Consider the following 25297-nt stretch of genomic DNA (forward strand, 5'->3'; position numbering starts at 1 on the left):
CACGATCCCCACCGAGAACCCCACCCCAGGAGTTGAGACCGCCATGTCGGCACCCAGCACCACGTCCCTCGCCCGCCCGCCCGCGCAGCCGGAGCCCGCGGCGGCCACCGTCGACGCCGTCAAGGCCTACGGGACGGGGGAGGCGACGGTCCGCGCGCTGGACGGCGTGACGGTCGCCTTCGACCGCGGCCGCTTCACCGCGATCATGGGCCCCTCGGGCTCGGGCAAGTCGACGCTGCTGCACTGCCTCGCCGGGCTCGACACGCTGACCAGTGGCGACGTGCGGCTCGGCGCCCGGTCGCTGACCGGCCTCCGCGACAAGGAGCTCACCCTCCTGCGCCGCGACCGGATGGGCTTCGTCTTCCAGGCGTTCAACCTGCTGCCCACGCTGACCGCGGCCGAGAACATCCGGCTGCCGCTGGACCTCGCCGGGCGGACGGTCGACCAGGACTGGTTCGACACCGTGGTGGCCGCCGTCGGCCTGCAGCAGCGGCTGGACCACACCCCCGCCCAGCTCTCCGGCGGGCAGCAGCAGCGCGTCGCCGCCGCCCGCGCCCTGGTCACCCGGCCGGAGATCGTCTTCGCCGACGAGCCCACCGGTGCCCTCGACTCGAGGAGCGGGGCCGACCTGCTGGCCTTCCTGCGCCGCGCGGTCGACGAGTTCGGCCAGACCATCGTCATGGTCACCCACGACCCCGTGGCCGCCGCGCACGCCGACCGGGTGGTGTTCCTCGCCGACGGCCGCATCCGCGACGAGCTGACCGCGCCCACCACCGACGCCGTCCTCGACACGATGAAGCGGCTGGGCAACTGATGCGGAAGGTCGTCCTCAAGGGCCTGCTGGCCCGCAAGCTCCGGCTGGCGCTGACCGCGGTCTCGATCAGCCTCGGCGTCGCCTTCGTCTCGGGCACGTTCGTGCTCGGCGACACGATGACGGCCACCTTCGACCAGCTCTACGAGGGGCTGACCGAGGGCACCGACGTCACCGTGCGCGGGGAGTCGGCGTTCTCCGACGCCACGACCCTCGGCAACACCAGGCCGTTCGACGCCGCGGTGCTCGAGCGGGTCGAGGCGGTCGACGGCGTCGCCGCTGCCGAGGGGGCGGTCACCGGCTACGCGCTGGTCCTCGACAGGAGCGGGGAGCCCGTGCAGCCGGGCGGCGCCCCGACCCTGGGCACGAGCTTCCCCGAGGTGCCCGAGCTCAGTGGCGGGATCTCCATCCGCAGCGGCTCGGCCCCGTCGTCCCCCGGCGAGGTGGTCGTGGACGCCGCCACCGCGGAGAGGACCGGCTACGCGCCCGGCGACGAGGTCACCATCCTGTTCGCCGACGGACCGCGAGCGTTCACCCTCAGCGGCATCCTCGGCTTCGGGGACGCCGACAACCTGGCCGGCGCCACCATGGCCGCCTTCCAGCAGGACACCGCGCAGCAGGTGCTGGGCAAGGTCGGCGTCTACGACACCGTGGCCGTCCGGGCCGAGGACGGCGTCGGCGCCGAGGAGCTGCGCGACCGGGTCGCCGCCGCGCTGCCCGGCGGCCTGGAGGCGGTGACCTCCGACGAGGTCGTCGCCGAGTCCAGCGCCGCGGTCGCCGACGCGCTCGGCTTCTTCACCACCGCGCTGCTCGGGTTCGCCGCGATCTCCCTGCTGGTCGGCGGGCTGATCATCTGGAACACCTTCTCGATCCTGGTGGCCCAGCGCACCCGTGAGCTCGCCCTGCTGCGGGCGATCGGCGCCAGCCGCCGGCAGGTGCGCACCTCGGTCGTCGTGGAGGCGTTCGTCATCGGCCTGGTGGCCGCCGGCATCGGGCTGGCGCTCGGCGTCGGCGTGGCCGCCGGCCTGCGGGCGGTGCTCGGCGTGGCGGGCATCGAGGTGCCGACGACGAGCCTGCAGGTGCAGCCGCGCACCGTCGTCGCCGCCCTGTTCGTCGGCGTGGTGGTGACCGTGCTGGCCGCGCTGCTGCCGGCCCGGCAGGCCACGCGGGTCGCGCCGATCGCCGCGCTCCGCTCGGTGGACGCCCCGGCGCGGCCGATGAGCCGGCTCCGGGTGGCCACCGGGCTGGTCCTCACCGTGCTCGGCGCCGCCGCGCTGACCTGGGCGGTCGTCGACGAGGGCCGGCCGGCGGTCGCCGGCGCCGGGATGCTGCTCACCCTGGCCGGCGTGCTCGCCCTCGCACCGGCCGTCGCGGTCGGCGTCATCCGGGTCATCGGTGCGGTGGTCGCGCGCCTGGGCGGCACGCCGGCGCAGCTGGCCCGGCGCAACGCGCTGCGGACACCGAAGCGCACCGCCACCACATCGACCGCGCTGATGATCGGGCTGGCGCTGGTCTCCACCGTGACCGTGGTCGCGTCGTCGATGAAGGCCTCGGTGGCCGACGTCATCACCGACAGCACCCGCGCCGACTTCATCCTCAAGGCCGCCGGCCAGGCCTCCCCGGGGCTGCCCCCGGCACTGGCCGAGGGGCTGCGGGGGGTCGACGGGGTCGACACGGTCGCGCAACTGCGGTTCGGCTCGGCCCAGGTGGACGGCGCGGGCGCGTTCGTCGTCGCGGTCGACCCCGCCACGGTCGAGGCCGCCGCGGACCTCCAGGTGAGCTCCGGCGCGGTCGCCGACCTCGACGACTCCTCGGTCCTCGTCTCCGACGGCGTCGCCGAGGCCCGGGGCTGGGCCGTGGGCGATCGGGTCGAGGTCGTCTACGCGCAGACGGGAGCGCAGGAGCTGACCGTCGCGGGCACCTTCGGCAACACCGCCCTGCTCGGCGGGGACTACGTCACCACCCTCGCCACGCACGGCGCCAACGGCGGCTCGCCGCTGGACGTCGCGGTGCTCGTGGCCACCGTGCCCGGGGCGGACCTGGACGACGTGCGGGCCGGGCTGGAGGCGGCCGCGGCGGCGTACCCGAACGCCCAGCTCGACGACGCGGCGTCGTTCACCGAGTCGCAGGCGGCCACCATCGACCAGCTGCTGGCGATCGTGACGATGCTGCTGGCGCTGGCCGTGGTCATCGCGCTGCTCGGCATCGTCAACACCCTGGCGCTGTCGGTGTTCGAGCGGACCCGCGAGCTCGGCCTCCTGCGGGCCGTGGGCACGACCCGCCGGCAGGTGCGCGCCGTGGTGCGCTGGGAGTCGGTGGTCGTCGCGGTGCTCGGTGCCCTGCTGGGGGCCGTCCTCGGGCTGGCGTTCGGGGCCGCGCTGACCCGCGGCCTGGCCGGGGAGGGGCTGAGCGTCGTGGCGGTGCCCGGCGGGCGGCTGGCGGTCTACGTGCTGGCCGCGGCGCTGGCCGGCGTCCTGGCCGCGGTCGGCCCGGCGCGACGGGCGGCGCGGGTCGACGTCCTCCGGGCGGTCGCCGCCGCCTGACCCCTCTGACGGGATCGCGCGATCTCGCACGCCCCGGCCCCCGGGACCGTGCGAGATCGCGCGAGAGGGCGCCGCAGGAGGTGAGGGGCGGGGGGCCGGTCCTGACGGTCTGGCCGCGTTGGTCGGTCCACCCAGCAGTGGGTGGCCACTCGTTGCCGGCTGCCCCCGCCCGCCCCCTATGTGACTCCGTTCACACGAACGGGTCAAGTGGAGCCCGGCGTGTCGCCCCGTCCGCGCGTCAGCCGACCCGGCGCAGCACCTCGGGGCCCAGCTGGGAGACCGCGGTGTGCCCGGTCAGTGCCAGCGTGAGGTCGAACTCCCCGAGGACGTCGGCGACCACCTGCCGCACGCCGTCCTCACCGGCCAGCCCCAGGCCGTAGGCGAACGGCCGGCCGAGCAGGACCGCGCGGGCGCCCAGCGCCACCGCGGTCAGGACGTCTGCGCCGCTGCGCACCCCGCTGTCGAGCAGCACCGGCGCCCGGTCGGCGACGGCCGCCACCACGTCCGGCAGGGCGTCGAGCGCGGCGATCGACCGGTCGACCTGGCGCCCGCCGTGCGTGCTGACCACGAGGCCGTCCACGCCCTCGTCGAGTGCCCGCGCGTCGTCCGGGTGCAGGACGCCCTTGAGCAGGATCGGCAGCCGGGTGCGGCCGCGGAGCCAGGCCAGGTCGGCCCAGGTGATGGAGGGCCGGGAGTAGATCGCCAGGAACGTCTCGACGGCGGCCCGCGGCAGCGGCGAGCGCAGGTTCTCCCGCAGCGGCCCCGGCCACGCGCGTGCCATCCCGACCAGTGCGCGCACCGCCGACAGCGTCGGCCGCGGCTGCCGGTCGCGGCGGGCGGCGGACCCGGCCTCGACGGGGGCCGGCGCGGCGGCGGCCCGCTCCTCCACCAGCCGCCGGAACACCGGGTCGGAGGTGTACTGCGCGATCCCCTTGCCGAGGGCGAACGGCAGGTGCCCGAGGTCGAGGTCGCGCGGGCGCCAGCCCAGCATCGTGGTGTCGAGGGTGACCACGAGCGCCTCGCACCCGCTGGCCTCCGCGCGGCCCACCAGGCTCTCCACCAGCTCGTCGGACGTCGACCAGTAGAGCTGGAACCACCGGGGCGAGGAGCCCATCGCCGCGGCGCACTCCTCCATGGCCACCGACGCCTGGTTGGAGAAGACCATCGGCACGCCGAGCGCCGCCGCCGCCCGTGCCACCGCGAGGTCGGCGTCGGGGTGCACCAGCTCCAGCGCGCCGACCGGGCCGAGCAGCAGGGGCGCGGGCAGCCGCCGTCCGAACAGCTCCACCGAGGTGTCCCGGACGCTCACGTCGCGCAGCACCCGGGGGACGACGGCCCACCGGTCGAACGCGACGCGGTTGGCCCGCTGGGTGGCCTCGTCCCCGGCGCCGCCGGCCACGTACGCGTACCCGCGGGCACCCAGGCGCTCGCGGGCGCGGCGCTGCAGCGCGCGGGCCGCGGTGGGGACCCGGGGCCGCCGGCCGTACACGCCGGCGCGGTAGACCTCGTCCTGCCGGCGGCGACCGGTACCCGCTGCTGAGTCCACCGGGCCACCGTAGTGAGGGCGCCGTCACAGGCCCCGGAGCGGTGTCGCCGAGGAAATGTGTCGACACGCCGCAACGACACGCGGGACCGGTCGATGACGCCCCGTCAACCGGGCGTTCCGCCCGTCATCATGGGAGCCGCACCGGCGCATCGCGGATGACGCGGGTCAGCACGATCCAGGGGGAAGTACACGTGCCGGTCCTCACCAGGACCGCGACCATCGCGGGCCTGTTCGCACTCCTCGCCTGTGCCGGTGTCGCCGGCGCCGCGCCCGCGCTCGCCGTCGACGACCCCACCCGCCCCGACGCGCGGGTCACCCACGGCCCCAGCTGCCGGCCCGGCGGCGTCGTCCTGGAGGTCACCGGGGGCGCCGTCGCCTACACCGTCACCCTGACGACCACCCGCGCGCCCGCGGGGGAGGACGTCGCCGAGGTGCAGCCCGGCCAGGTGGTCGTGCTCGGCACCGGCGACGTCGACTGGGGCGAGACGATCGACCCGGGGCTGGAGTACGCCGCGCTCGACGGGTCCGGCACGCACTACGTCGACGACCTCGAGGGGTACAGCTTCACCCGTCCCGCCGCCGAGGACTGCGCGGCCATCGCCCCGCCGACCGCCGCCGCGACGGTGCCGGCCCCCGCCGTCGACGCCGGGTCGCCGGCACTGCCGGGGACCGAGCTGCCCGACGCCGGCACGGCGCCGGGGCCCGGGGGGTCCGCCCCGGACGAGCCCGGCCCCGCGGACCCCGGCCCCGCGGACGCCCTCGACGTGCTGCCGGCGGTCACCGCCTCGGCGCGCGAGGTCGTCGCGGGCGAGGAGGTCACCGTCCACGGGCAGGGCTTCGCCCCCGGGGAGCAGGTCGCCGTCCGCGTGGCCGACGGCGAGGTGCTCACCGCGGTGACGGCGGGTGCCGACGGCGCCCTGGACGCCGACGTGCGCATCCCCGCGGCCACCGCCACCGGGGCCGCCGTGCTCGAGCTGGTCGGTGCCGACTCCTCGTCCACCGCCACGGTCGGGCTCCGGGTCGCCGCCGCGCCGACCCCCCTCCCGCGGCCGGACGGCGGGGTCGCGCTGCCGGTCGTCGTCGCCGGGATCGCCCTGCTCGGGGCGGGTGCCGGCCTCGCCGCCGTCACCACCCGGCGGGCCCGGCGGGCGGCCGACCCCACGTCTCCCGGGAGCGCCTGAGCGCGTCGTCGGCGACGATGGGACGGTGCCCCGCCCCGAGGACGCCGTCACGCAGGCCCTCCCTCCCCCCGACGTCGCCCGGGTGCCCGGGGCCGGGCCGCTGCCGGCGGAGACCTGGCTGCGCATCGTGCAGGTGCACGACCGCATCACGCACCGCGTCGACTCCGTCCTGCACCGCCAGCACGGCATCTCCCTCACCGGCCTCGAGGCGCTGCGCCGGATCGCCGAGGCGCCGGGCGAGCGGGCCACCATGGGCGAGCTGGCCGAGGCGCTGGGGCTGTCCCGGGCCGGGGTGACCAGCACCGTCGGCCGGCTGGTGGACGAGGGCCTCGTCGTCCGCGAGCGGGCGGCGGACGACCGGCGGCTGATGCACGCCCGGCTGACCCCGGCGGGGCGGGCCCGCGTGGCCGAGGCCGCCCCCACGCACGACGACCTCGTCGCGCACCTGCTCACCCTCCTGGGGGACGACGCCGCGGTGGTCACCGACGCCCTCGCGCGGGTGTCCGCGGCGGCCCGTATCCGCCGCTGAGCTGCACGGACACCGTTCCGGCGGCTGCGGGCGCAGCGTGCGCGGAAAACACTTCGAGCTCGTAGTGTTTCCCGGCACGGGTACCCGGGCAGGACGCGATCATGCAGGTGGGGATCGAGCAGTGCTCCGTGGTCGTGCCGACCGTCGGCCGGCCGTCGCTGGACGCGCTGCTCGACGCCCTGGCGGCTGCCCCCGGCCCCCGCCCCGCGGAGCTGGTCCTGGTCGACGACCGCCCCACCGGAGCCCCCCTGCGGCCGGACCGGCCGTGGCTGCCGCCGGTCCGCGTGGTCCGCACCGGCGGCGGCGGCCCGGCCCGGGCGCGCAACCTCGGCTGGCGCACCGCCCGCACCGAGTGGATCGCCTTCCTCGACGACGACGTCGTCCCCGATCCGGACTGGTACCAGCGGCTCGCCGCAGACCTGGCGGACCTCGCGCCTGACGTCGCGGGCAGCCAGGGGCGGGTCCGGGTGCCGCTGCCCGGCGACCGCCGGCCCACCGACTGGGAGCGCGGCACCGCGGGCCTGGCCACCAGTTCCTGGATCACCGCCGACCTCGCCTACCGCCGCTCCGCCCTCGCCGCGGTCGGGGGCTTCGACGAGCGCTTCCCCCGCGCCTTCCGCGAGGACTCCGACCTGGCGCTCCGCGTCATGGACACCGGCGCCCGGCTCACCCGCGGCACCCGCTGGATCACCCACCCGGTGCGCCCGGTCGACCGGTGGGTGAGCCTGCGCGTCCAGGCGGGCAACGCCGACGACGTCCTCATGCGGCGGCTGCACGGGCCGGACTGGCGCGACCGCGCCGACGCCCCGCTGGGTCGCCGTCCGCAGCACCTCGCGGTCACCGCGCTCGGCGTGGCCGCCGTCGGGCTGGCCGCCGCGCGCCGGCCGCGGGCCGCGGCCGCCGCGGCACTGGCCTGGGCGGCCGGCACCGCCGAGTTCGCCTGGGCCCGCATCGCCCCGGGCCCGCGCGACCGCGCCGAGGTGGGCACGATGCTCGCCACCAGCGCGGCGATCCCCCCGCTGGCCACCTGGCACTTCCTCCGCGGGATCGTGCGGCACCGCCGGGTGCGGCCCTGGCGGGGGCTGCCCGACCTGGTGCTCTTCGACCGCGACGGCACGCTGGTCCGCGACTACCCGTACAACGGCGACCCGGCGCTGGTGACCCCCGTGCCCGGGGCGCGCGCGGCCGTCGACGCGCTGCGCGCCCGCGGGGTGCGGGTCGGCGTGGTCAGCAACCAGTCCGGCGTGGCCCGCGGCCTGATCACCCGCGAGCAGGTGGACTCCTGCATGGCCCGGCTCGCGGAGCTGCTCGGGCCGTTCGAGACCATCCAGGTCTGCCCGCACGGCCCCGACGACGGCTGCAGCTGCCGCAAGCCGGCGCCGGGCATGGTGAAGGCGGCCTGCGCCGAGCTGGGCGTCGCCCCCGAGCGGTGCGTGGTCATCGGCGACATCGCCGCGGACGTCGACGCCGCGGCCGCCGCCGGCGCGTCGGCGATCATGGTGCCCACCCCCGTCACCCGGAAGTCCGAGGTCGCCGCCGCCCTGCGCCGCGCCGGCACCCTGACCGAGGCGGTCGACCTCGTCCTGGCGGGGGAGTGGTGAGCCTCTCCCGGGCGGCCCGGCGGGCGGGCACGCGCGAGGCGCAGGCGTGACGCGCACCGTGCTCGTCGCGCGGCTGGACTCCGCCGGCGACGTGCTGGTGCAGGGGCCGATGGTGCGTGCGGTGGCCGCCGGCGCCGACCGCGTCGTCCTCCTCGCCGGGCCCGCCGGCGCCGAGGCCGCCGGCCTGCTCCCCGGGGTCGACGAGGTCTGGACCTGGTCCTGCCCCTGGATCCTCGGCGACCCGCCGCCGGCCGACGCCGCCGACCTCGCCGCGCTCACCGAGCGGGTCCGGGCGCTCGCGCCCGACGAGGCGGTCGTCTCCACGTCCTTCCACCAGTCGCCCCTGCCCCTGGCGCTGGTGCTCCGCACGGCGGGCGTCCCGCGGATCTCCGCGATCAGCGTCGACTACCCCGGCTCGCTCCTCGACGTCCGCCACCGGGTGGACGACGACCTGCCGGAGCCGGAGCGGGCCCTGTCCCTCGCCCGCGCCGCCGGGTTCGAGCTGCCGCCGGGCGACGACGGCCGGCTGGAGGTGCGCCGGCCCCTGCCCCCGGCCGCGCACGAACCGGGGTATGTCGTGCTGCACCCGGGCGCCTCGGTGCCGGCCCGGGCCTGGCCGGCCCAGCGCTGCGCCGAGGCGGTCGAGGCGCTGGCCGCGGCCGGCCACCGGGTGCTGGTCACCGGCGGCCCGGGGGAGCGGGAGCTCACCGCCTTCGTCGCCGGCACCCTCGGCGTCGACCTCGGCGGCGGCACCAGCCTCGCGCAGATGGCCGCGCTGCTCGACGGCGCGGCCGCCGTCGTCGTCGGCAACACCGGCCCGGCGCACCTGGCCGCCGCGGTCGGGACGCCGGTCGTCTCGCTGTTCTCCCCGGTCGTCCCCGCCGCGCGCTGGGCGCCCTACGGCGTGCCCACGGTGCTGCTCGGCGACCAGTCCGCCCCGTGCCGCGACACCCGGGCCCGCGAGTGCCCCGTGCCCGGCCACCCCTGTCTGTCGTCGGTGAGCGCCGCCGACGTCGTCGCAGCCGTCGAGAAGGTGGTCGCCTCGTGAAGGTCCTGGTCTGGCACGTGCACGGGTCGTGGACGACGGCGTTCGTCCAGGGGCCGCACGAGTACCTGCTGCCCGTGACGCCCGGTCGCGGGCCCGACGGGCTGGGCCGGGCGCGCACCTGGGACTGGCCGGCGTCGGCCCGCGAGGTCACCCCCGAGCAGCTGCGCGAGGAGGCCGTCGACGTCGTCGTCCTCCAGCGGGTGCGCGACCTGGACCTGGTCCGCGAGTGGCTGGGCCGAGAGCCCGGCCGCGACCTGCCCGCGGTGTTCCTCGAGCACAACGCGCCGGGGCTGGAGCCCGACGACGGGCCGGTCCCGCACACCCGGCACCCGCTGGCCGACCGCGCCGACATCCCGATCGCGCACGTCACCCACTTCAACCGGCTCTTCTACGACAACGGCCGGGCCCCGACGGCGGTGATCGAGCACGGGATCGTCGACCCCGGCGAGCGCTGGACCGGGGAGCTGGCCCGCGCCGCCGTCGTCACCAACGAGCCGGTCCGGCGCGGCCGCACCGTCGGCGCGGACCTGCTGCCCGGGCTGGCCGCGGTCGCGCCGGTCGACGTCTTCGGCATGGGGCTGACCGGTCTGCACGAGCGGTACGGCCTGGACCCCGACCGGGTCGCCCTGCACGACGACCCGCCGCAGGCGGCGATGCACGCGGAGCTGGCCCGCCGCCGGGTCTACGTGCACCCGGTCCGGTGGACGTCGCTGGGCCTGTCGCTGCTGGAAGCGATGCACCTGGGGATGCCGGTCGTCGGGCTGGCCACCACCGAGGCGGTGGAGGCCGTCCCCCGGGAGGCCGGCGTGCTCTCGACCGACCCGGGGCGTCTCTGGGATGCGGTCCGCACCTACCTGCACGACGAGGACGCCGCCCGGCTGGCCGGCAAGGCGGCACGGGCCGCCGCGCTGGAGCGGTACGGGCTCCCCCGGTTCCTCTCCGACTGGGATGCGCTACTCGAGGAGGTGGTCCGGTGAAGGTCGACCTGGTGTCGGAGCACGCCAGTCCGCTGGCCGCGATCGGCGGCGTGGACGCCGGCGGGCAGAACGTGCACGTCGCGGCCCTGGCGGCCGGGCTCGCCCAGCGCGGGCACGACGTCACCGTGCACACCCGCCGGGAGGACCCCGACCAGCCCGACCGCGTCCCCACCGTCGACGGCTACACCGTCGCGCACGTGACCGCCGGCCCGGAGCTGGTGCTGCCCAAGGACGACCTGCTGCGGCACATGCCCGAGTTCGCCTCGGTGCTGCGGCGCGCCTGGTCCGCCGCACCGCCGGACCTGGTGCACGCGCACTTCTGGATGAGCGGCCTGGCCTCGGTCGCGGCCGCCGGCTCCATCCCGGTCGTGCAGACCTTCCACGCCCTCGGCTCCGTCAAGCGCCGCCACCAGGGCGCGGCCGACACCTCCCCGCCCCAGCGGATCGAGCTGGAGCGGTCGCTGTGCCGGACCGTCACCCACGTCGTCGCCACCTGCTCCGACGAGGTCTTCGAGCTGCGCCGCCTGGGTCTGGACAGCGACCGGGCCTCGATCGTGCCGTGCGGCGTGGACACCGCCGTCTTCACGCCGAGGGGCCCGGTGGCTCCGCGCACCCCCGGCCGGCAGCGGCTGCTGGTCCTGGGCCGGCTGGTCGAGCGCAAGGGCCAGGAGGACGCCGTCCGGGCGCTGGCCGCGGTACCCGGGGCCGAGCTCGTCGTCGTCGGGGGACCGCGCGCCGACCGGCTGGACGCCGACCCCGAGGTGCAGCGACTGCGGGCGGTCGCGGCGTCCATCGGCGTCGCCGACCGGCTGGTGTTCGCCGGGGCGGTGGCGCGGGCCGACGTCCCCGCGTGGGTGCGCTCGGCCGACGTCGTGCTCGCCGTGCCCTGGTACGAGCCGTTCGGCATCACGCCGCTGGAGGCCATGGCGTGCGGGCGGCCGGTGGTCGCCACCGCCGTCGGCGGGCTGCAGGACTCCGTCGCCGACGGGGTCACCGGCGACCTCGTCCCGCCGCGGGACCCCGAGCGACTCGGCGCGGTGCTCGCCGCGCTGCTGGCCGACGACGCGCGCCGGGCCGCCTACGGCGCGGCGGGCGTCCGCCGGGTCCGCTCCCGCTACCGCTGGGCCCGCGTGGTCGCCGACACCGAGAACGTCTACCGGCAGGTCCTGGCCAGCCGCCGCCCCGTGGAGGTCGCCCGATGAGTTCCGCCGCCCGCGAGGTCGTCTCCCCCGACACCTGCACCCACCTGACCGGTGCCGACCACGTCGCCTCGCTCACCGCCGCCCTGGGGTCGCTGAGCGGGCAGCTGGACGCCCTCGACCGGTGGGGCCGGCTGATCGCCGACGTCCTGTGCGGGGAGTCCCGCGGCCGGTTGCTGGCCGCGGGCAACGGCGGCAGCGCCGCGCAGGCCCAGCACCTGACCGCCGAGCTGGTCGGCCGCTACCGCGCCGACCGGCCGCCGTTCTCCGCGATCTGCCTCACCGCGGAGACCTCATCGCTGACCGCGATCGCCAACGACTACCCGGCCGACGAGCTGTTCGCCCGCCAGGTGGAGGCGCACGGGCGGGCCGGCGACGTGCTGGTGCTGCTGTCGACGTCCGGCCGGTCGCCCAACGCGGTCGCCGCCGCCCGCCGCGCCCGGGAGTGCGGCCTCACGGTGCTGGCGATGACCGGCCCGGCGCCCAACCCGCTGGCCGCGGCGGCCGACGACGCGGTCTGCATCGACTCCCCGTGGACGGCGACCGTGCAGGAGTGCCACCTGGTCGCCCTGCACCTGGTGTGCGCCGCCTTCGACGCCGCGGTGCTGGCCGAGCCCGCGCGGGTGCCGGTCAGCCGGATCGGCGTGGTCCAGTGACGGGGCCGCTCGTCGTCGTCGGGGACGCGCTGCTCGACGTCGACCTGGTCGGGACGGCGTCCCGGCTCACCCCGGACGCCCCCGTGCCGGTCGTGGAGGACGTCGAGATCCGCGAGCGCCCCGGCGGTGCGGCCCTGGCCGCGGTGATCGCGGCGGGGCTGACCGGCCGCGAGGTCGTGCTGGTCGCCCCGATGGCCGACGACGAGGGCGCGGCCCGGTTGCGGGCGCTGCTCGACGGCCGGGTGCGGCTGGTGGCGATCCCGGCCTCCGGCGGCACCGCGGTCAAGCAGCGGGTGCGCGTCGGCGACCACTCGGTGGTGCGCCTGGACAGCGGCGACCCCGTCGCCACGCTCGGTGCCCTGCCCGACGAGGCGGCCGCGGTGCTCCGCGACGCCGCGGCGGTCCTGGTCGCCGACTACGGCCGGGGGACGACGTCGGCGGCTGACGTCCGGGCCGCGCTGGCGCAGGCCGGGGGCCCGATCGTCTGGGACCCGCACCCGCGCGGCGCCGACCCGGTCCCGCAGACCCGGCTGGTCACCCCCAACGGATCCGAGGCCGCCCGGGTGGCGGCGGCGACCGGGGGAGCCGCCGACGGGGACGGGCTGGCCGCGGTGGGGGCCCGCGCCGAGGCGCTGATCCGGCACTGGGGCGTGGGCGCGGTCGCGGTGACCCTCGGGGCCCGCGGCGCGCTGCTCTCCTACGGCGAGGGCGCCCCGATGGTGGTGCCCGCGGTGCCGGTCACCGGCGGGGACCCGTGCGGCGCCGGTGACTCCTTCGCCGCCGCGGCGGCGCTCGCGCTGGCCGACGGGGCCGTGACCGGGGAGGCGGTGGCCGCGGCGGTGGCGGCGGCCTCGGCGTTCGTCGGCCGCGGCGGCGCGTCGTCCTGGGACCGGCCGCGGCCGGGGACCGGCCCGGTGCCGGGCGCAGGAGGCGGCCCGGACGTCGACGCCCTGCTGGCCGGGGTGCGCGCCGCCGGCGGCACGGTGGTGGCCACCGGCGGGTGCTTCGACCTGCTGCACGCGGGGCACGTCGCCACGCTGCGCGCAGCCCGCGGGCTGGGCGACTGCCTGGTGGTGTGCATCAACTCCGACGAGTCGGTGCGCCGGCTGAAGGGCCCGTCGCGGCCGCTGGTCACCGCCGCCGACCGGGCGCGGGTGCTGGAGGCGCTGGAGTTCGTCGACGCCGTGGTGGTCTTCGCGGAGGACACCCCGGCGGAGGTGCTCGACCGACTCCGCCCGGACGTCTGGGCCAAGGGTGGGGACTACGCGGGTGCCGACCTGCCCGAGGCCGCCGTGCTGCGGCGCTGGGGCGGTCAGGCCGTGGTGCTGCCCTACCTGGACGGCCACTCGACGACCGCCCTGGTCGAGCGATCCCGGGTGTGAAGGGCGCGCCGGTCGCCGTCGTGCTGCGGCCGCTGGGGCTCGGTGACCTGCTCACCGGTGTCCCGGCGATCCGGGCGGTCCGCACCGCCGTGCCCGGGCACCGGCTGGTGCTGGCGACGACGACCGCGCTCGCGCCCCTCGCCCGGCTGGTCGACGCCGTCGACGAGGTCCTGCCTGCCCGCGAGCTGGAGCCGCTGGACTGGTCCGGGCCGCGCCCCGAGCTCGCCGTCGACCTGCACGGCAAGGGCCCGGCGTCGCACGTCGTCGTCGCCGGCCTGCAGCCGGAGCGGCTGCTGACCTTCGCCAGCCCCGGCTACCCCGGCCCGACCTGGTACCCCGACGAGCACGAGGTGCGCCGCTGGTGCCGGCTGGTCGCCGAGGGGCTGGGCGTGGCCGCCGATCCGGACGCGCTGGACCTGGCGGTGCCCGACGTCGCCTCCGCGGCCCCCGACGGCGTCGCCCTGGTGCACCCGGGTGCGGCGTTCCCCGGCCGGCGCTGGCCGCCGGACCGGTTCGCCGCCGTCGCCCGTCACCTGGCCCGGGCGGGGCTGGACGTCCGGATCACCGGCGGCCCTCCCGAGGTGCGCCTCGCCCGCCAGGTGGCCGAGGCGGCCGGGCTGGGGGAGGAGGCGGTCCTCGCCGGCCGGACGTCGACGCTGGAGCTGGCCGCGGTGGTCGCCGGCGCCCGCGTCGTGGTCAGCGGCGACACCGGGATGGCGCACCTGGCGACCGCCTACCGCCGGCCGTCGGTGGTGCTGTTCGGACCGGTCTCCCCGGCACTGTGGGGTCCGCCACCGCGGGCACAGCACGTCGTCCTGTGGCACGGCGACGGCACCGGCGACCCGTGGGGCACCGAGCTCGACCCGGCGCTGGGGAAGATCACCGTCGACGAGGTCACCGAGGCCCTCGACGGGTTGCTCTGAGGATGCTCGTGCTCTGCCCACCAGGGTGGGCAGAGCGCGACTGTGCGAGGAACAGGTGTGCCGGGGGAGCCTACGGCGCGGTCAGCCGTCACGCTGGCGGAGGGCGTCGAAGAGGACGGTCTGAAGGGCGGTCGGGTCGACGGCGGAGTACGCCGCGCCGTCGGTCGCCTCCGCGATCCGCTCGAGCGCACCCAGGTCGGCGTCCGGGCCGAGCGCGACGCCGATGACCTTGACCGGCCGCTCGGGGTCGGCCTCGTCGGCCACCGTCGCGAGCAGCTCGTCGAGGGAGATGCCGTCGTCCTCGTCGGTGCCGTCGGTGACCAGCAGGACGCTGTTGACCGCGGCCGGGTCGAAGTCGGCCCGCGCGGCGCGGACGGCGGCGAGCGTCGTGTCGTACAGGCCGGTGCCGCCGGGGGTCAGCCGGTCGGGGATGGTGTCGAGCTGCTCGTCGAGGAGCTCCCGCTGCTCGCGCCCGTCGGCCTGCGCCTCCAGGGGGCGGGTGGGCACCAGCTCGGTCCAGTCCTCGTCGCCCTCGAGCTCGTCGGCGAACACCCACAGGCCCAGCGCGAAGTTGCCCGGCACCAGCGACAGCGCGCTCTTGGCGGCGTCCCGGGCCAGGGTGGCGCGGGTGCCGCCCCCGGCCGGGGCCTCCATGGACGTCGACACGTCGAACACGGTGAGGATGCGCGACGGCGCGGCGAGCTCGGAGAGCTGCCCGAGCAGCGCCTGCACCTGCGCGGGGTCGAGCAGCAGGGCCTCGGGCGCGACCTCCTGGGTGCCGGTGGCGGCACCGGCACCGGTGGGCGGGGCCCCGTCGGCGTCGCGGAACCCGGCGTCCCGGACGGCCGCGCGGGCCGCCTCGGAGGTCAGGGCACGCAGCGCGGCGTCCACCGCGGTGGCGTCGGCACCGGAGGCCGACCCGACCCGCACCACCGGGTAGTCCAGCGAGGGGCTGCCCTCGCGCGGGTAGACCGCGACCAGGGACGGGTCCTCGACACCGGCGTTGGTGGCGACCACCTGCTGCTCGCGCACCGGCACCAGCGGCGCGTCCCCGGCGTTCGCGCTGCCCGCCTCCAGGGCGTCGCCGGGGGAGGTCGAGGGCCCCCGTTCCGCGGCGAGCACCGCCTGGACGACGGCGTTGTCGGCGTCCTCGTCGGCGCCCAGTGCGGTCCGGACGGCGCTGAGCGCGGCCAGCCCCTCGGCGCTGGTGGCCAGGTCGGGGACGGCGAGGGGCCGCCCGCCGGCCAGGGCCTCGCCCCAGCCGGGAGGGGCGTCGGCCCAGCCCAGGGCGTCGACGGCGGCGCGGCTGGTGGCCAGGACGACCGGCGAGCTCGCCACCGACCCGGCGGTCTCCAGCGCAGCCTCGCCGGCGCGGGCCGGCCACAGCGAGGAGTCCGGCACCCAGAGGTGGGGCAGGTCGCCGGCCTCCAGCGCACCCAGGTCCCCGACGGTCTGCAGCGGCTCCTGCGCGGTCACCTCGGCGGCGGCGCAGTCCTCGGCGCGCAGGCCCTCGGCGCCGGAGAGCAACTGCTCGGCGACCGGCGCCAGCTCGGGGGCCACGGCCACCCGGACGACGTCGCTGCGCGCGCAGTCGCCGTCGCCGGAGCCGACCGCCCACCAGGTGATGCCGGCGGCGACGAGCACCACGGCCGCCACAGCGACGGCGATGAGGACCTGCGGCGTGATGCCCGAGAAGCCCCGGCCGGCGGATGTGTCGGCGTGGCGGCCCATGCGCGCAGTCCCCCGTCGGTCGGTCGGTCAGGGCGTCGTCGGAGACCCCCGCGACCGCCCATCACAGAGTAGATGCGGTTGCTGACTCTGCGGTCACACCGCCCGGGTCGGCGACGACCGCCGGACTACTGCAGGTAGCCCTCGACCTGCTCCTCCGGTCGGGGAGAGGCCTCGTCCGGGTCCTGCCCGTACTGCCGCTTGGCGTCCCGCTGGCGGAGCAGGTCCCACAGCTGGTCGCGGTCCTCCTCGATCTGCCGGAGCCGGGCGCGCTGCTCGTCGGTGTGCTGGCCGCTGTCCCGCAGTCGGCGCTCCTCCTCGACCAGCGCCTCGATGCGGCTGCGGATCTCGCTGTCGTCCATGACCGCTCCCTGCCCCTCGCGGCGCGGGTGAAACGGTCAGCGGTCCGGCACGTGGCCCTCGACGAACGCGGCCAGCCGCCGGGTCACCGCTCCGCCCGCCCGGCCCAGCGCCAGCAGCGCTGCCCGCTCCAGGGGCACGCGCACACCTCGGCGTCCCGGGGCCGACCCGGTCCGGACGGCGTGCCCGGTGGCGACCAGCTCCGGCCAGGGCCGGGCCAGCTGGGCCTGCACCCGGGCCAGCGCCGCCGCCGTCGGCCCGGCGTTGCCCTCCACCATCGCGGTGACGAACGCGGGGTCGCTGGCGATGACCCGGGTGCCGTCGCGGAAGCTCCCCGCGGCCAGGGCCAGCGCCAGCGGACCGGCCTCCCCGGCGGCCGCCGCCAGCGCCGCGGCCAGCAGGTGCGGCACGTGGCTGATCGCGGCCACGGCGTCGTCGTGCTCGGCGGCGGTGGCCGGCACCACCTCCGCGCCGACGGCGAGCGCCACCTCCGCCACCCGCAGCCACCGGGCCAGGTCGGTGTCCGGCTCCAGGCACACCGCCCACCGTGCGCCGGCGAACAGCGCGGGGTCGGTGGCCTCGTGGCCGGACCGCTCCGTGCCGCACATCGGGTGCCCGCCGACGTAGCGGTCGCCGTACGCCGCCCCCAGCTCGGCCAGCACCGGCAGCTTCACCGAGCCGAGGTCGGTGACCGTCGCGTCGGGGTCGACGGTCAGCCCGTCGAGGGCTCCGGCCATCGCCGGCAGCGGGACGGCGAGGACGACGACGCCGGTCATCTCCCGGCCGATCCGCACCCCGCGCGCGGCGGCGGCGTCGCGGGCGGCCGGGTCGACGTCCCAGCCGGTCACCGCGCGCCCGGCGGCGACCAGGGCGGCGGCCAGCGACCCGCCGAGCTGGCCGAGGCCGACGACGCCGACCGGCGGCGCGGGCATCGTCGGTACGGGGAAGGAGGCGGTCACGCCGATCCCCAGGGGCGCTCGGTGCGGAACACGCGGGCCAGCGCGGTGGCGACCAGCCGGCCGTCCTGGGCGCGGGCGTCGATCCGGTAGACGGCGGTGCGGCTGCTGCGGTGCACCTCGGTGCCCTCCGCGACCAGCCGGTCGCCGGGGCGTCCCGGGGCGAGGAACTCGGTGTGCACGTCCTGCGCGACCGCGACCGTGCCGTGACTGTTGCTGACCGCCGCGTGGACCACGTCGAGCAGCGCCATGGTCGCGCCCCCGTGCGCGGTCCCGACGGCGTTGAGCAGCTGCGGCCCGACCGTCATCGCGGCGCGGGCGTACCCGGGGCGTACCTGCTCGAGGACGATCCCCAGGTGCCCGGCCAGCGGGTCGGCCGCCAGCCGGGCGAAGAGCGCGGGGTCGACGTCGGCACCGTCGTCCGGTGCGGGATCGGCCATGATCAGAGGCTATGACGCCGCGGTCGTTCCTCCTCACACCGGAACTCAGCGACTACGTACGCGCCACCTCGGAGCCACCGGACGACGTCGCCGTCGACCTGATCGCCGAGACCGCCGCCCTCGCCGACCGCGGGGAGGTGCCGTCGACCTTCCAGATCGCGCCCGAGCAGGGCACCTTCATGCAGCTGCTCACCGGCGCGCTCGGCGCCCGCCGGGCGATCGAGATCGGGACGTTCACCGGCTACTCCGCGCTGTGCGTCGCCCGTGGCCTGCCCGCGGACGGCTCGCTGCTGTGCCTGGACGTCAGCGAGGAGTGGACGGCGATCGCCCGCCGCTACTGGGCGCGGGCCGGCCTGGCCGACCGGATCGAGCTGCGGCTCGGAGACGCCCACGAGTCGCTGCGGGCCCTGCCGGCCGAGCCCACCTTCGACCTGGCGTTCGTCGACGCCGACAAGACCGGGTACGCCGCCTACGTCGACGACCTGTACCCGCGGATGACCGCCAACGGCGTCGTGCTGCTCGACAACACCCTGGCCGGCGGCGAGGTGCTCGACCCGCAGAACGACAACCAGCGGGCGATCGTCGCGCTCAACGCCGCCCTGGCCACCGACCCCCGGTGGGAGACGGTGCTGCTGCCGGTCTCCGACGGTCTGACGATGCTGCGCAAGCGATGACGGACCCCGAGGTGCGCGCCAGCTGGGCGGTGCGGGTCAGCCGGCCGGAGGGCCGCTGGCAGGTGGAGCTGCTCGCCACCGACGCCGGGGACGAGCTGCCGGTGCTCGAGCGGGCCCTGGGCGAGCCTGGCACCGGCGGCTGGCCGGGGCCGTTCGTGGTCGTCGTCGACTCGCGGCTGTACTTCGTCGTCCTCCGGCACGGCCCCGGCGGGCTGGTGCGGGCGCTGATCTCCGACGCCACCATGCAGGAGTGGATCCTGGCCGCCGAGGTGGTGGAGCGCTACGGCATCGCCGTGGACTCCGACGGCGCCTTCGACGACGACGAGACCGGCTGGCCCGGAGGTGACCTGGACGTGTTCTCCGACGACGGGCTGCCCGCCGAGCAGCTGCGGACCATCGTGACCGCCGACGACCTGTGGGCCGACGAGATGGTCGCCGCCATCGCCGCCCGCCTCGGCTTCGCCGACGAGCTGGCCGCGGCGGTGACGCCGTGAGCGGCCGCGTGTCCGCCGTCGTCTTCGACCTGGGCGGGGTGATCACAGAGAGCCCGATGCCGGCGTTCGCCGCCTACGAGGCCGAGGCCGGGCTGCCCGACGGGCTGATCCGGCGACTGAACAGCACCGACCCCGACACCAACGCCTGGGCCCGCTACGAGCGCAACGAGCTGGACGCCGCCGGGTTCGTCGACGCCTTCGAGGCCGAGGCCCTCGCCGCCGGGCACCGGCTCGACGCCTCCCGGGTGCTCGCCGCCCTGGCCGGTGCCGTCCGGCCGGAGATGGTGCGGGCGGTGCGGCGGCTGCGGGACGCCGGACTGTCCCTGGCGCTGCTGTCGAACAACGTCGCACCCATGGAGCGCACCGGCGCCCTCGGGGAGCTGCTCGAGCTGTTCGACGCGGTGGTGGAGTCCTCCCTGGAGGGCGTGCGCAAGCCGGAGCCGGAGATCTACCGGCGCGCGCTGACCCGCCTGTCCGACGCCCTGGGCCGGCCGGTCGAGGCGGCGGACTGCGCCTACCTCGACGACCTCGGCATCAACCTCAAGCCGGCCCGGGCCATGGGGATGCACACGATCAAGGTCGTCGAGCCGGCCGCGGCGCTGGCCGAGCTGTCGGACGTCGTCGGCATCGACCTGCTCGACGTGGCGGGGACGTGACCACGCCTGCGGCGCACCTGTCTCCGCGGGCAGTTGTGCTCTGCCCACCCTGGTGGGCAGAGCACGAGCGTCCGGCAACCAGATCGCGGCCCGCCCCATCGTGCTCTGCCCACGGTGGTGGGCAGAGCACGAGCTCTCGTAGGGCGACCGGGTGACCCTCGACCTCGACGCCGCGATGGGCCGCGCCCTGGAACTCGCCGCGGCCGCGGTGGAGTGGGGCGACACGCCGATCGGTGCCGTCGTCCTGGACGCAGGCGGCGCGGTCCTGGCCGAGGCGGCCAACGAGCGGGAGAAGCAGGGCGACCCGACCGCGCACGCCGAGGTGCTCGCGCTCCGCGCCGCCGCGCGGGTGCACGGCGACGGCTGGCGGCTCACCGGGACGACGCTCGTGGTCACCCTCGAGCCCTGCACCATGTGCGCCGGCGCCAGCGTGCTGGCCCGCGTCGGCCACGTCGTCTACGGCGCCGACGACCCGAAGGCGGGCGCGGCCGGGTCGCTCTGGGACGTCGTCCGCGACCGCCGGCTCAACCACCGGCCGCAGGTCACGGGCGGGCTGCGGGCCGAGGAGTCCGCCACGCTCCTACGCGAGTTCTTCCGCCGTCAGCGGGGCCTGTAGTCTCTTCGGCGGTGGCGTGTCCGAGCGGCCGAAGGAGCACGCCTCGAAAGCGTGTGAGGTGCAAGCCTCCGTGGGTTCAAATCCCACCGCCACCGCCAGGAGCTACTGACGGAAGTCTCGTCGAGTAGCGACGAGAGTGACGGCGAAGCCGTCCTCGGAGGATCTGACCGACAGGTCGGTGACTCCGGGGGCGGCTTCGTTGTTGTTCGGGGCCGGATGAGCCGCTGTCGTCATCGCCAGCCAGCAGCAACGAGGGTCACCAGACTACGACACGCTCTGACCGCGGCAACTGTTCCGAGGGGTGAGGGTCAGCCCGGCGAAGTCGCCCGCGTCGCGCCAGTCCCGCAGCATCTCGAAGAAGGTGTTCCCGGCGGGGAGGTAACGCCCGGCCGCCAACGTGTTCGGGTCGGCGGCATTCCCCTCGTTGTTGCCCGCGGCGGGGGTGCAGGCGTTCAGCTTCGCGATCACCTCCGGGCTCATGCTCCGGCTGCGGACCTGGTGCACGTAGTCGTCCTCCGCCTCCTTGGTCGCCTCGATCACCGCACCGCGCCGCTCGGCCTCGGCGATGACGTGCGCGGCGTGCTTGGTCTGCTCCAGCGCCATGTGCGTGTAGCTGACCGAGAACGCCGTCTGGGTGAAGCCGAAGAAGAACGCGTTCGGGTAGTCGTGGGTGTGCATCCCGTGCAGCGTCCGCAGACCCTCGGACCACTTGTCCGACAGCAGCTTCCCGCTGCGGCCGATGATGCGCAGCCCGGTGCCGTAGAGGAAGCCCATGCCGAGGTCGAAGCCGGTCGCGAACACCAGGGCGTCGAGCTCGTAGGCCTCGCCGTCCACCACCACGGCGTGCTCGGTGATCTCGTCCGGGCCCCGGCCGTTGGTGTCGACCAGGTGGACGTTCGGCCGATTGAACGACGTCAGGAACTCGTCGTGGAAGTTGGGGCGCTTGCAGCCGTAGCTGTAGTACGGCTTGAGTGCCGCCGCGACGTCCGGGTCCTCGACGACCTCGTCCACCCGGCTGCGGATCCGTTCCATGACCTCCAGGTCGGCGTGCTCGAGGGGCTCCCCGGACGCCGTGGCCGAGGCGAGCAACTGGGCGATCTCCGTCCAGCCGTCCTGCACCATGTCCGGCTCGCCGTCCGGGGCGGGGTAGCCGGTGGACACCGCGGTGAAGTTCCACATGCGCCTGTACTGCCACCCCGGTTCGAGGTCCTTGCCGAAGTCCTCCGGAGTGGGGGCGTTGTTGCGTTCCCACGGCGCGGCCGGGGTCCGCTGGAACACGAACACCTCCTTCGCGGCCTCGGCGAGCCGCGGGATGACCTGGATGCCGGTCGCGCCGGTGCCGAGGATGCCCACCCGCTTGTCGGCCAGGTTCTCCAGGTTCTCCCCGGTGAAGGCGTGGTCCCACCGGCTGGTGTGCCAGCTGTGGCCCTTGAACGACTCGATGCCCTTGATCCCCGGCAGCTTGGGGTTCTGCAGGCGTCCGGGGGCGACGATGAAGTACCGCGCGCGGATCGTGTCGCCGCGGTTGGTGCTGATCACCCACCGGGAGTCGCTGTCGTCCCAGCGAGCCTCCTGGACCTCGGTCTGGAAGACGGCATCGCGGTAGAGGTCGAAGTGTCGGGCGATCCGCCGGCAGTGCTCCAGGATCTCCGGCTGCCGGGCGTACTTCTCGGTCGGGATGTACCCGGTCTCCTCGAGCAACGGCAGGTAGACGTGCGACTCGGTGTCGCACTGCGCGCCCGGGTAGCGGTTCCAGTACCAGGTGCCGCCCACGTCGCTGGCCTTGTCGATCATCATGATCCGTTCGAGGCCCACCTCGCGCAGCCACACGGCCATCTGGAGGTTGGCCAGCCCGGCGCCCAGCAGCACCGCGTCGACGGTGGCCTCGATCGGGTCGCGCGATCCGTCGGTCTCCGCCCACGGGTCCTCGGCGAAGCGCTCCAGGTCGCCCTCGAGGTGGACGTACTGGTCGAGCCCGTCGGCGCGCAGCCGCTTCGCCCGCTCCTCGGCGTACTTCCGCTGCGCCTCCTCGGGGGTCAACGGCGTCGCGGCGGCCGGCACCGCCGGGGTCACCGGGAGCTCCGGCCGGCGATCACGGCCGTGTAGATCGACGCCCCGCCGTCGACGACGATGTCCTGACCGTTGACGAACGACGAGCCGTCGCCGGCCAGCCACAGGGCCACGTCGGCCATGTCCTCGGCGGTACCGGCGCGGCGCGACGGCGTCCCCTGGACGAACTGGTCGCGGATCTCCGCCGAGGCCTCGTCCACCGATTCCGGGTCGAGGTCGTTGACCACGACCCGCGCCCCCTCGGCGGCGAACAACAGCGCCGCAGCGAGACTCTGGCCGCGACCTGAGCCGGTGATGACGGCGGTCTTCCCCTCGAGCTGCGCCAATGTCGCCTTCCTTCCAGCGGGATGGGTGATCGGACGCCTGAGACGTCGCAGATCACCGTCGCTGGCGAGGCGAAGACGCGGACATGTGCGGGGGACCATTTTCCGCCGCCGTCGGGTGTGCGGGCGTCCGTGTCCGGCCCGACGCCGCGCCGTTGGCGTCCGTCGCCGGACGCGCAGGCCGAACGGCCCGCCGACCTCTCCGCTCTCCGTGACGGCAGGAAGGTCTCATGAGGACATCAGCAAGGACGATGCGCGGCCGGCGGGCCAGGTTGCTGGTCAGCGCCAGGCTCCGGTCGTACGTGCGTCAGCCGATCGTCCGGACGTACCGGTCGAGGTCGACCAGCCATCGGCCGTCGTCGGCCTGCGTGAGTCGCACCTCGTGCAGCTCGAGCTCCGCGCTGCCGTCGTCCCGCGTGAAGCGCACCTCCGTGGTCGCGGTGATCGCGCCGTCCTGCTCCTCGACGTCGCGCACCTCGGCCAGCTCCACCTCCGACCACGGGGACCAGAAGTCCCGGTAGTAGTCGGGATCGGCGGCCTCCTGCAGCGTGGGGCCGGTCAGGTCGTACGCGGCGTCGGGGTCGTCCGGCAGCAGCGCGTAGTAGTCGTCCAGCGTCTCCTCGGCCACGGCGGCCGGGTCGTCGGCCGGCGCGTCACCGGCGTCGTCGGAGGCCGGGGTGTCCGCCTCGCCGGCCGAGCCGTCAGGTGCGGCGGACGACGGCGGCTCGGCGTCCTGCGTCGGCCGCTGGGTGTCCGCGTCGGCCGACGTCCCGGGCGGGTCGCCGCGGGTGGTGAGCCACAGGGCCCCGCCACCGGCCAGCAGCAGCACGAGGAGCAGCGCTGCCACCAGCAACGGCCGGCGCCGCGCCCGACCGGTGAGCACCGGCACCGGCTGCTGGGGCGGAGTGGGGCCGGAGGCAGTCCCCGACCGGGGCGCGGCCGACGCAGCGGGGGTGCGCGGCCTCGGTGGTGCGTCCTGGACCGCGGTGTCGGCGGCCCCGGCCGCGACGGCCGGCGCCGCGCTCGTGGACAGCTCCTCGGTGCGCTGCCGGTTGGTCGAGGAGCGCAGGATGGTGCGGGCCAGCAGCACCGTGGTGGGGTCGCCGTCCCGGCCGGCCGCGAGCCGGGCCAGCTCGTCGCGGACCTCGGTCATCGTCGGCCGGTGTGCCGGGTCGTCGGCCAGCATGCGGGTCAGCGGCCCGGTGAGCGAGCCGGCACGGCGAGGCGGCAGGGGGCCGCCCGCGGCGACGCGGTGCAGCAGCCGGAGCGGGTTGTCGTCCATCCCGAAGGGCGGATGCCCCTCCATGCAGGTGTACAGCGTGGCACCGAGGGAGAAGACGTCGCTCGCGGGCGTCATCTCCTCGCCCCGTGCCACCTCCGGCGCCAGGAACGCCGGCGTGCCGGTGATCTGGCCGGTCTGGGTCAGCGTCACGTCCCCGGAGGCGTGGGAGATGCCGAAGTCGGTGATCTTGACCAGCCCGTCGACGTCGGGCCCCTGGCCGATGAGCACGTTGGCCGGTTTCACGTCGCGGTGCACGATGCCCGCGTCGTGAGTGGCGACCAGCGCGTCGGCCACCTGGGCCCCGATCTGCGCCACCTGGTCCACCCGCAGCACGCCGTCCTCGTGCAGCACCTCCGCCAGGCTGCGCGAGGGCAGGTACTCCATGACCAGCCAGGGGGAGCCGGCCTCGACCGCGACGTCGTAGACCGAGACGGCGTGCAGGTGGCTCAGCCGGGCGGCGATGCGGCCCTCTCGCAGCGCACGCTGGCGCTGCCGTTCCACCGCCGCCGCGTCGGCGCCGGGAGGGGGCAGCACCTGCTTGACCGCGACGTGGCGCCCCAGGCGCTCGTCACGGGCCAGCCAGACCGCACCCATGCCGCCGCCCCCGATGCGGTCGAGCAGCTGGTAGCGGCCGGCGACCAGGTCACCCGGCGCGGTCATCGCCGGTCCGTTCCCGCGCTCGGAGCGCCGGCGCCGGTCAGACGCCGCTGGGGACGCCGAACCGGCGGGCGTACTCCTCCTGCGCCCCGGCCGGCAGCACGTCGTAGAGCTCGCCGAGCTCCTGGGTGGCGTCGGGGGAGAGGTCGTCGAACAGCCGCTTCCAGGTCGGCGGGTCGTCGTAGCTCCGGGTGAGCAGCAGCTCCCACGCCCGTGTCTGCCGGTCGCGCTTGCTGCGCTCGGCGACGAACTCGGACAGGTAGCGGTCCTTCGCGGCGTCCTTCTCCTCCTTGGTCGCCGTCGGCGGCAGGCCGGAGGGGTCGGCGCCGTGGAGCACCGCGACGATGGCCTCCACGACGTCGGGCCGGAGCTGGTCGGTCTCGCTCATGGGGGCGTCCTCTCGTGTTGCACCGGCCGTCGATCCCGTTCCGGACCACCCTGCCCCACCCGACCGCCGGGAAACACCGCCCCGTTCCCGGCCGCGTGCCACGCCGCCCGGGTGCCGCGGCTGACCGGCCGGACGGCGCCCGGTATCCTGGCCCGCGCAGTTGGAGGATTCGCCTAGTGGCCTATGGCGCTCGCTTGGAAAGCGGGTTGGGGGCAACCCCTCGGGAGTTCGAATCTCCCATCCTCCGCAGCCGAGGC

The 25297-nt window shown here is 76.3% G+C and carries 24 protein-coding genes and 2 tRNA genes; 17 read left to right on the forward strand and 9 right to left on the reverse strand.

From position 1 onward, the window contains the following. Nucleotides 1-43: 43 nt before the first annotated feature. Nucleotides 44-814, forward strand: a complete 771-nt coding sequence (locus ACI78Q_RS00400) for an ABC transporter ATP-binding protein (protein WP_456921309.1) — start codon at nucleotides 44-46, stop codon at nucleotides 812-814. Then, a complete protein-coding gene (locus ACI78Q_RS00405) occupies nucleotides 814-3354 on the forward strand; it encodes an ABC transporter permease (RefSeq protein WP_456921311.1) in 2541 nt (846 codons plus the stop codon). The genes ACI78Q_RS00400 and ACI78Q_RS00405 overlap by 1 nt, the downstream gene beginning before the upstream one ends. Nucleotides 3355-3592: 238 nt before the next feature. On the opposite strand, the gene ACI78Q_RS00410 is transcribed toward ACI78Q_RS00405, so the two are convergent. Next, nucleotides 3593-4900 (reverse strand): alpha-hydroxy-acid oxidizing protein, encoded by a 1308-nt coding sequence (locus tag ACI78Q_RS00410; protein ID WP_456921312.1) that lies wholly within the window; start codon nucleotides 4898-4900, stop codon nucleotides 3593-3595. A gap of 155 nt (nucleotides 4901-5055) precedes the next feature. Between ACI78Q_RS00410 and ACI78Q_RS00415 the strand changes: the two genes are divergently transcribed. From ACI78Q_RS00415 to ACI78Q_RS00455, 9 genes are all read left to right on the forward strand, one after another. Continuing rightward, complete coding sequence (locus tag ACI78Q_RS00415; protein ID WP_456921313.1) at nucleotides 5056-6081, forward strand: hypothetical protein; 1026 nt, start codon at nucleotides 5056-5058, stop codon at nucleotides 6079-6081. A gap of 25 nt (nucleotides 6082-6106) precedes the next feature. Continuing rightward, a complete protein-coding gene (locus ACI78Q_RS00420) occupies nucleotides 6107-6610 on the forward strand; it encodes a MarR family winged helix-turn-helix transcriptional regulator (RefSeq protein WP_456921315.1) in 504 nt (167 codons plus the stop codon). Between the two features lie 101 nt (nucleotides 6611-6711). Next, entirely contained in the window at nucleotides 6712-8211 is a 1500-nt protein-coding gene (locus ACI78Q_RS00425; protein WP_456921316.1) for an HAD-IIIA family hydrolase, read from the forward strand. A 46-nt stretch (nucleotides 8212-8257) separates the two neighbouring features. Continuing rightward, nucleotides 8258-9259 (forward strand): glycosyltransferase family 9 protein, encoded by a 1002-nt coding sequence (locus ACI78Q_RS00430; RefSeq protein ID WP_456921317.1) that lies wholly within the window; start codon nucleotides 8258-8260, stop codon nucleotides 9257-9259. Then, a complete protein-coding gene (locus ACI78Q_RS00435; protein ID WP_456921318.1) occupies nucleotides 9256-10236 on the forward strand; it encodes a glycosyltransferase in 981 nt (326 codons plus the stop codon). The genes ACI78Q_RS00430 and ACI78Q_RS00435 overlap by 4 nt, the downstream gene beginning before the upstream one ends. Next, a complete protein-coding gene (locus ACI78Q_RS00440; protein ID WP_456921319.1) occupies nucleotides 10233-11438 on the forward strand; it encodes a glycosyltransferase in 1206 nt (401 codons plus the stop codon). The genes ACI78Q_RS00435 and ACI78Q_RS00440 overlap by 4 nt, the downstream gene beginning before the upstream one ends. Continuing rightward, nucleotides 11435-12091, forward strand: a complete 657-nt coding sequence (locus ACI78Q_RS00445) for a D-sedoheptulose-7-phosphate isomerase (RefSeq protein WP_456921320.1) — start codon at nucleotides 11435-11437, stop codon at nucleotides 12089-12091. Before ACI78Q_RS00440 ends, ACI78Q_RS00445 begins: the two co-directional genes overlap by 4 nt. Further along, nucleotides 12088-13473: a D-glycero-beta-D-manno-heptose 1-phosphate adenylyltransferase gene (rfaE2, locus tag ACI78Q_RS00450; protein WP_456921321.1), complete on the forward strand. Its 1386-nt coding sequence runs from the start codon at nucleotides 12088-12090 to the stop codon at nucleotides 13471-13473. Before ACI78Q_RS00445 ends, rfaE2 begins: the two co-directional genes overlap by 4 nt. Beyond that, a complete protein-coding gene (locus tag ACI78Q_RS00455; protein ID WP_456921322.1) occupies nucleotides 13470-14396 on the forward strand; it encodes a glycosyltransferase family 9 protein in 927 nt (308 codons plus the stop codon). Before rfaE2 ends, ACI78Q_RS00455 begins: the two co-directional genes overlap by 4 nt. An 81-nt stretch (nucleotides 14397-14477) precedes the next feature. Here ACI78Q_RS00455 and ACI78Q_RS00460 read toward each other — a convergent pair whose 3' ends face one another. From ACI78Q_RS00460 to ACI78Q_RS00475, 4 genes are all read right to left on the reverse strand, one after another. Beyond that, nucleotides 14478-16127, reverse strand: a complete 1650-nt coding sequence (locus ACI78Q_RS00460) for a substrate-binding domain-containing protein (RefSeq protein WP_456921323.1) — start codon at nucleotides 16125-16127, stop codon at nucleotides 14478-14480. A gap of 125 nt (nucleotides 16128-16252) precedes the next feature. Further along, nucleotides 16253-16486 (reverse strand): DUF2630 family protein, encoded by a 234-nt coding sequence (locus tag ACI78Q_RS00465; protein WP_456921324.1) that lies wholly within the window; start codon nucleotides 16484-16486, stop codon nucleotides 16253-16255. Nucleotides 16487-16522: 36 nt separating this feature from the next. Further along, entirely contained in the window at nucleotides 16523-17443 is a 921-nt protein-coding gene (locus tag ACI78Q_RS00470; RefSeq protein ID WP_456921325.1) for a prephenate dehydrogenase/arogenate dehydrogenase family protein, read from the reverse strand. Next, complete coding sequence (locus ACI78Q_RS00475) at nucleotides 17440-17880, reverse strand: PaaI family thioesterase (protein WP_456921327.1); 441 nt, start codon at nucleotides 17878-17880, stop codon at nucleotides 17440-17442. Before ACI78Q_RS00475 ends, ACI78Q_RS00470 begins: the two co-directional genes overlap by 4 nt. Nucleotides 17881-17891: 11 nt before the next feature. Here ACI78Q_RS00475 and ACI78Q_RS00480 point away from each other — a divergent pair, with 11 nt between their 5' ends. The 5 genes from ACI78Q_RS00480 (at nucleotide 17892) to ACI78Q_RS00500 (ending at nucleotide 20418) form a co-directional block, all read left to right on the forward strand. Beyond that, nucleotides 17892-18554 carry an O-methyltransferase gene (locus tag ACI78Q_RS00480; protein ID WP_456921328.1) on the forward strand — a complete coding sequence of 221 codons (663 nt, stop codon included), beginning with the start codon at nucleotides 17892-17894 and terminating at the stop codon, nucleotides 18552-18554. Further along, nucleotides 18551-19048, forward strand: a complete 498-nt coding sequence (locus tag ACI78Q_RS00485; RefSeq protein WP_456921329.1) for a tRNA adenosine deaminase-associated protein — start codon at nucleotides 18551-18553, stop codon at nucleotides 19046-19048. Before ACI78Q_RS00480 ends, ACI78Q_RS00485 begins: the two co-directional genes overlap by 4 nt. Beyond that, entirely contained in the window at nucleotides 19045-19704 is a 660-nt protein-coding gene (locus ACI78Q_RS00490) for an HAD-IA family hydrolase (RefSeq protein ID WP_456921330.1), read from the forward strand. Before ACI78Q_RS00485 ends, ACI78Q_RS00490 begins: the two co-directional genes overlap by 4 nt. A gap of 151 nt (nucleotides 19705-19855) precedes the next feature. Further along, nucleotides 19856-20320, forward strand: a complete 465-nt coding sequence (locus ACI78Q_RS00495) for a nucleoside deaminase (protein ID WP_456921331.1) — start codon at nucleotides 19856-19858, stop codon at nucleotides 20318-20320. Nucleotides 20321-20330: 10 nt separating this feature from the next. Then, nucleotides 20331-20418: transfer RNA gene (locus ACI78Q_RS00500), tRNA-Ser, on the forward strand. 166 nt (nucleotides 20419-20584) lie between these two features. Here the strand turns inward: ACI78Q_RS00500 and ACI78Q_RS00505 are convergent. From ACI78Q_RS00505 to ACI78Q_RS00520, 4 genes are all read right to left on the reverse strand, one after another. Continuing rightward, nucleotides 20585-22393, reverse strand: coding sequence for a flavin-containing monooxygenase (locus tag ACI78Q_RS00505; RefSeq protein ID WP_456921333.1), 1809 nt, complete (start codon nucleotides 22391-22393; stop codon nucleotides 20585-20587). After that, complete coding sequence (locus ACI78Q_RS00510; protein WP_456921334.1) at nucleotides 22390-22716, reverse strand: SDR family oxidoreductase; 327 nt, start codon at nucleotides 22714-22716, stop codon at nucleotides 22390-22392. Before ACI78Q_RS00510 ends, ACI78Q_RS00505 begins: the two co-directional genes overlap by 4 nt. 304 nt (nucleotides 22717-23020) lie before the next feature. Further along, a complete protein-coding gene (locus ACI78Q_RS00515) occupies nucleotides 23021-24655 on the reverse strand; it encodes a protein kinase domain-containing protein (RefSeq protein ID WP_456921335.1) in 1635 nt (544 codons plus the stop codon). Nucleotides 24656-24692: 37 nt separating this feature from the next. Continuing rightward, on the reverse strand, nucleotides 24693-25040 hold the full coding sequence (locus ACI78Q_RS00520; RefSeq protein ID WP_456921336.1) for a hypothetical protein: 348 nt from the start codon (nucleotides 25038-25040) through the stop codon (nucleotides 24693-24695). Nucleotides 25041-25202: 162 nt separating this feature from the next. Between ACI78Q_RS00520 and ACI78Q_RS00525 the strand changes: the two genes are divergently transcribed. Then, nucleotides 25203-25287 (forward strand) — tRNA-Ser (locus tag ACI78Q_RS00525). Nucleotides 25288-25297 lie beyond the last annotated feature (10 nt).

This window comes from Geodermatophilus sp. SYSU D00705 (genome assembly GCF_054050135.1).

Excerpts from the sequence above, each read along its gene's own strand:
- ACI78Q_RS00400 (WP_456921309.1), top strand. The coding sequence starts at position 44 with ATGTCGGCACCCAGCACCACGTCCCTCGCCCGCCCGCCCGCGCAGCCG.
- ACI78Q_RS00405 (WP_456921311.1), top strand. The coding sequence starts at position 814 with ATGCGGAAGGTCGTCCTCAAGGGCCTGCTGGCCCGCAAGCTCCGGCTG.
- ACI78Q_RS00415 (WP_456921313.1), top strand. The coding sequence starts at position 5,056 with ATGACGCGGGTCAGCACGATCCAGGGGGAAGTACACGTGCCGGTCCTC.
- ACI78Q_RS00425 (WP_456921316.1), top strand. The coding sequence starts at position 6,712 with ATGCAGGTGGGGATCGAGCAGTGCTCCGTGGTCGTGCCGACCGTCGGC.
- ACI78Q_RS00445 (WP_456921320.1), top strand. The coding sequence starts at position 11,435 with ATGAGTTCCGCCGCCCGCGAGGTCGTCTCCCCCGACACCTGCACCCAC.
- ACI78Q_RS00460 (WP_456921323.1), bottom strand. The coding sequence starts at position 16,127 with ATGGGCCGCCACGCCGACACATCCGCCGGCCGGGGCTTCTCGGGCATC.
- ACI78Q_RS00465 (WP_456921324.1), bottom strand. The coding sequence starts at position 16,486 with ATGGACGACAGCGAGATCCGCAGCCGCATCGAGGCGCTGGTCGAGGAG.
- ACI78Q_RS00475 (WP_456921327.1), bottom strand. The coding sequence starts at position 17,880 with ATGGCCGATCCCGCACCGGACGACGGTGCCGACGTCGACCCCGCGCTC.
- ACI78Q_RS00480 (WP_456921328.1), top strand. The coding sequence starts at position 17,892 with ATGACGCCGCGGTCGTTCCTCCTCACACCGGAACTCAGCGACTACGTA.
- ACI78Q_RS00485 (WP_456921329.1), top strand. The coding sequence starts at position 18,551 with ATGACGGACCCCGAGGTGCGCGCCAGCTGGGCGGTGCGGGTCAGCCGG.
- ACI78Q_RS00515 (WP_456921335.1), bottom strand. The coding sequence starts at position 24,655 with ATGACCGCGCCGGGTGACCTGGTCGCCGGCCGCTACCAGCTGCTCGAC.
- ACI78Q_RS00520 (WP_456921336.1), bottom strand. The coding sequence starts at position 25,040 with ATGAGCGAGACCGACCAGCTCCGGCCCGACGTCGTGGAGGCCATCGTC.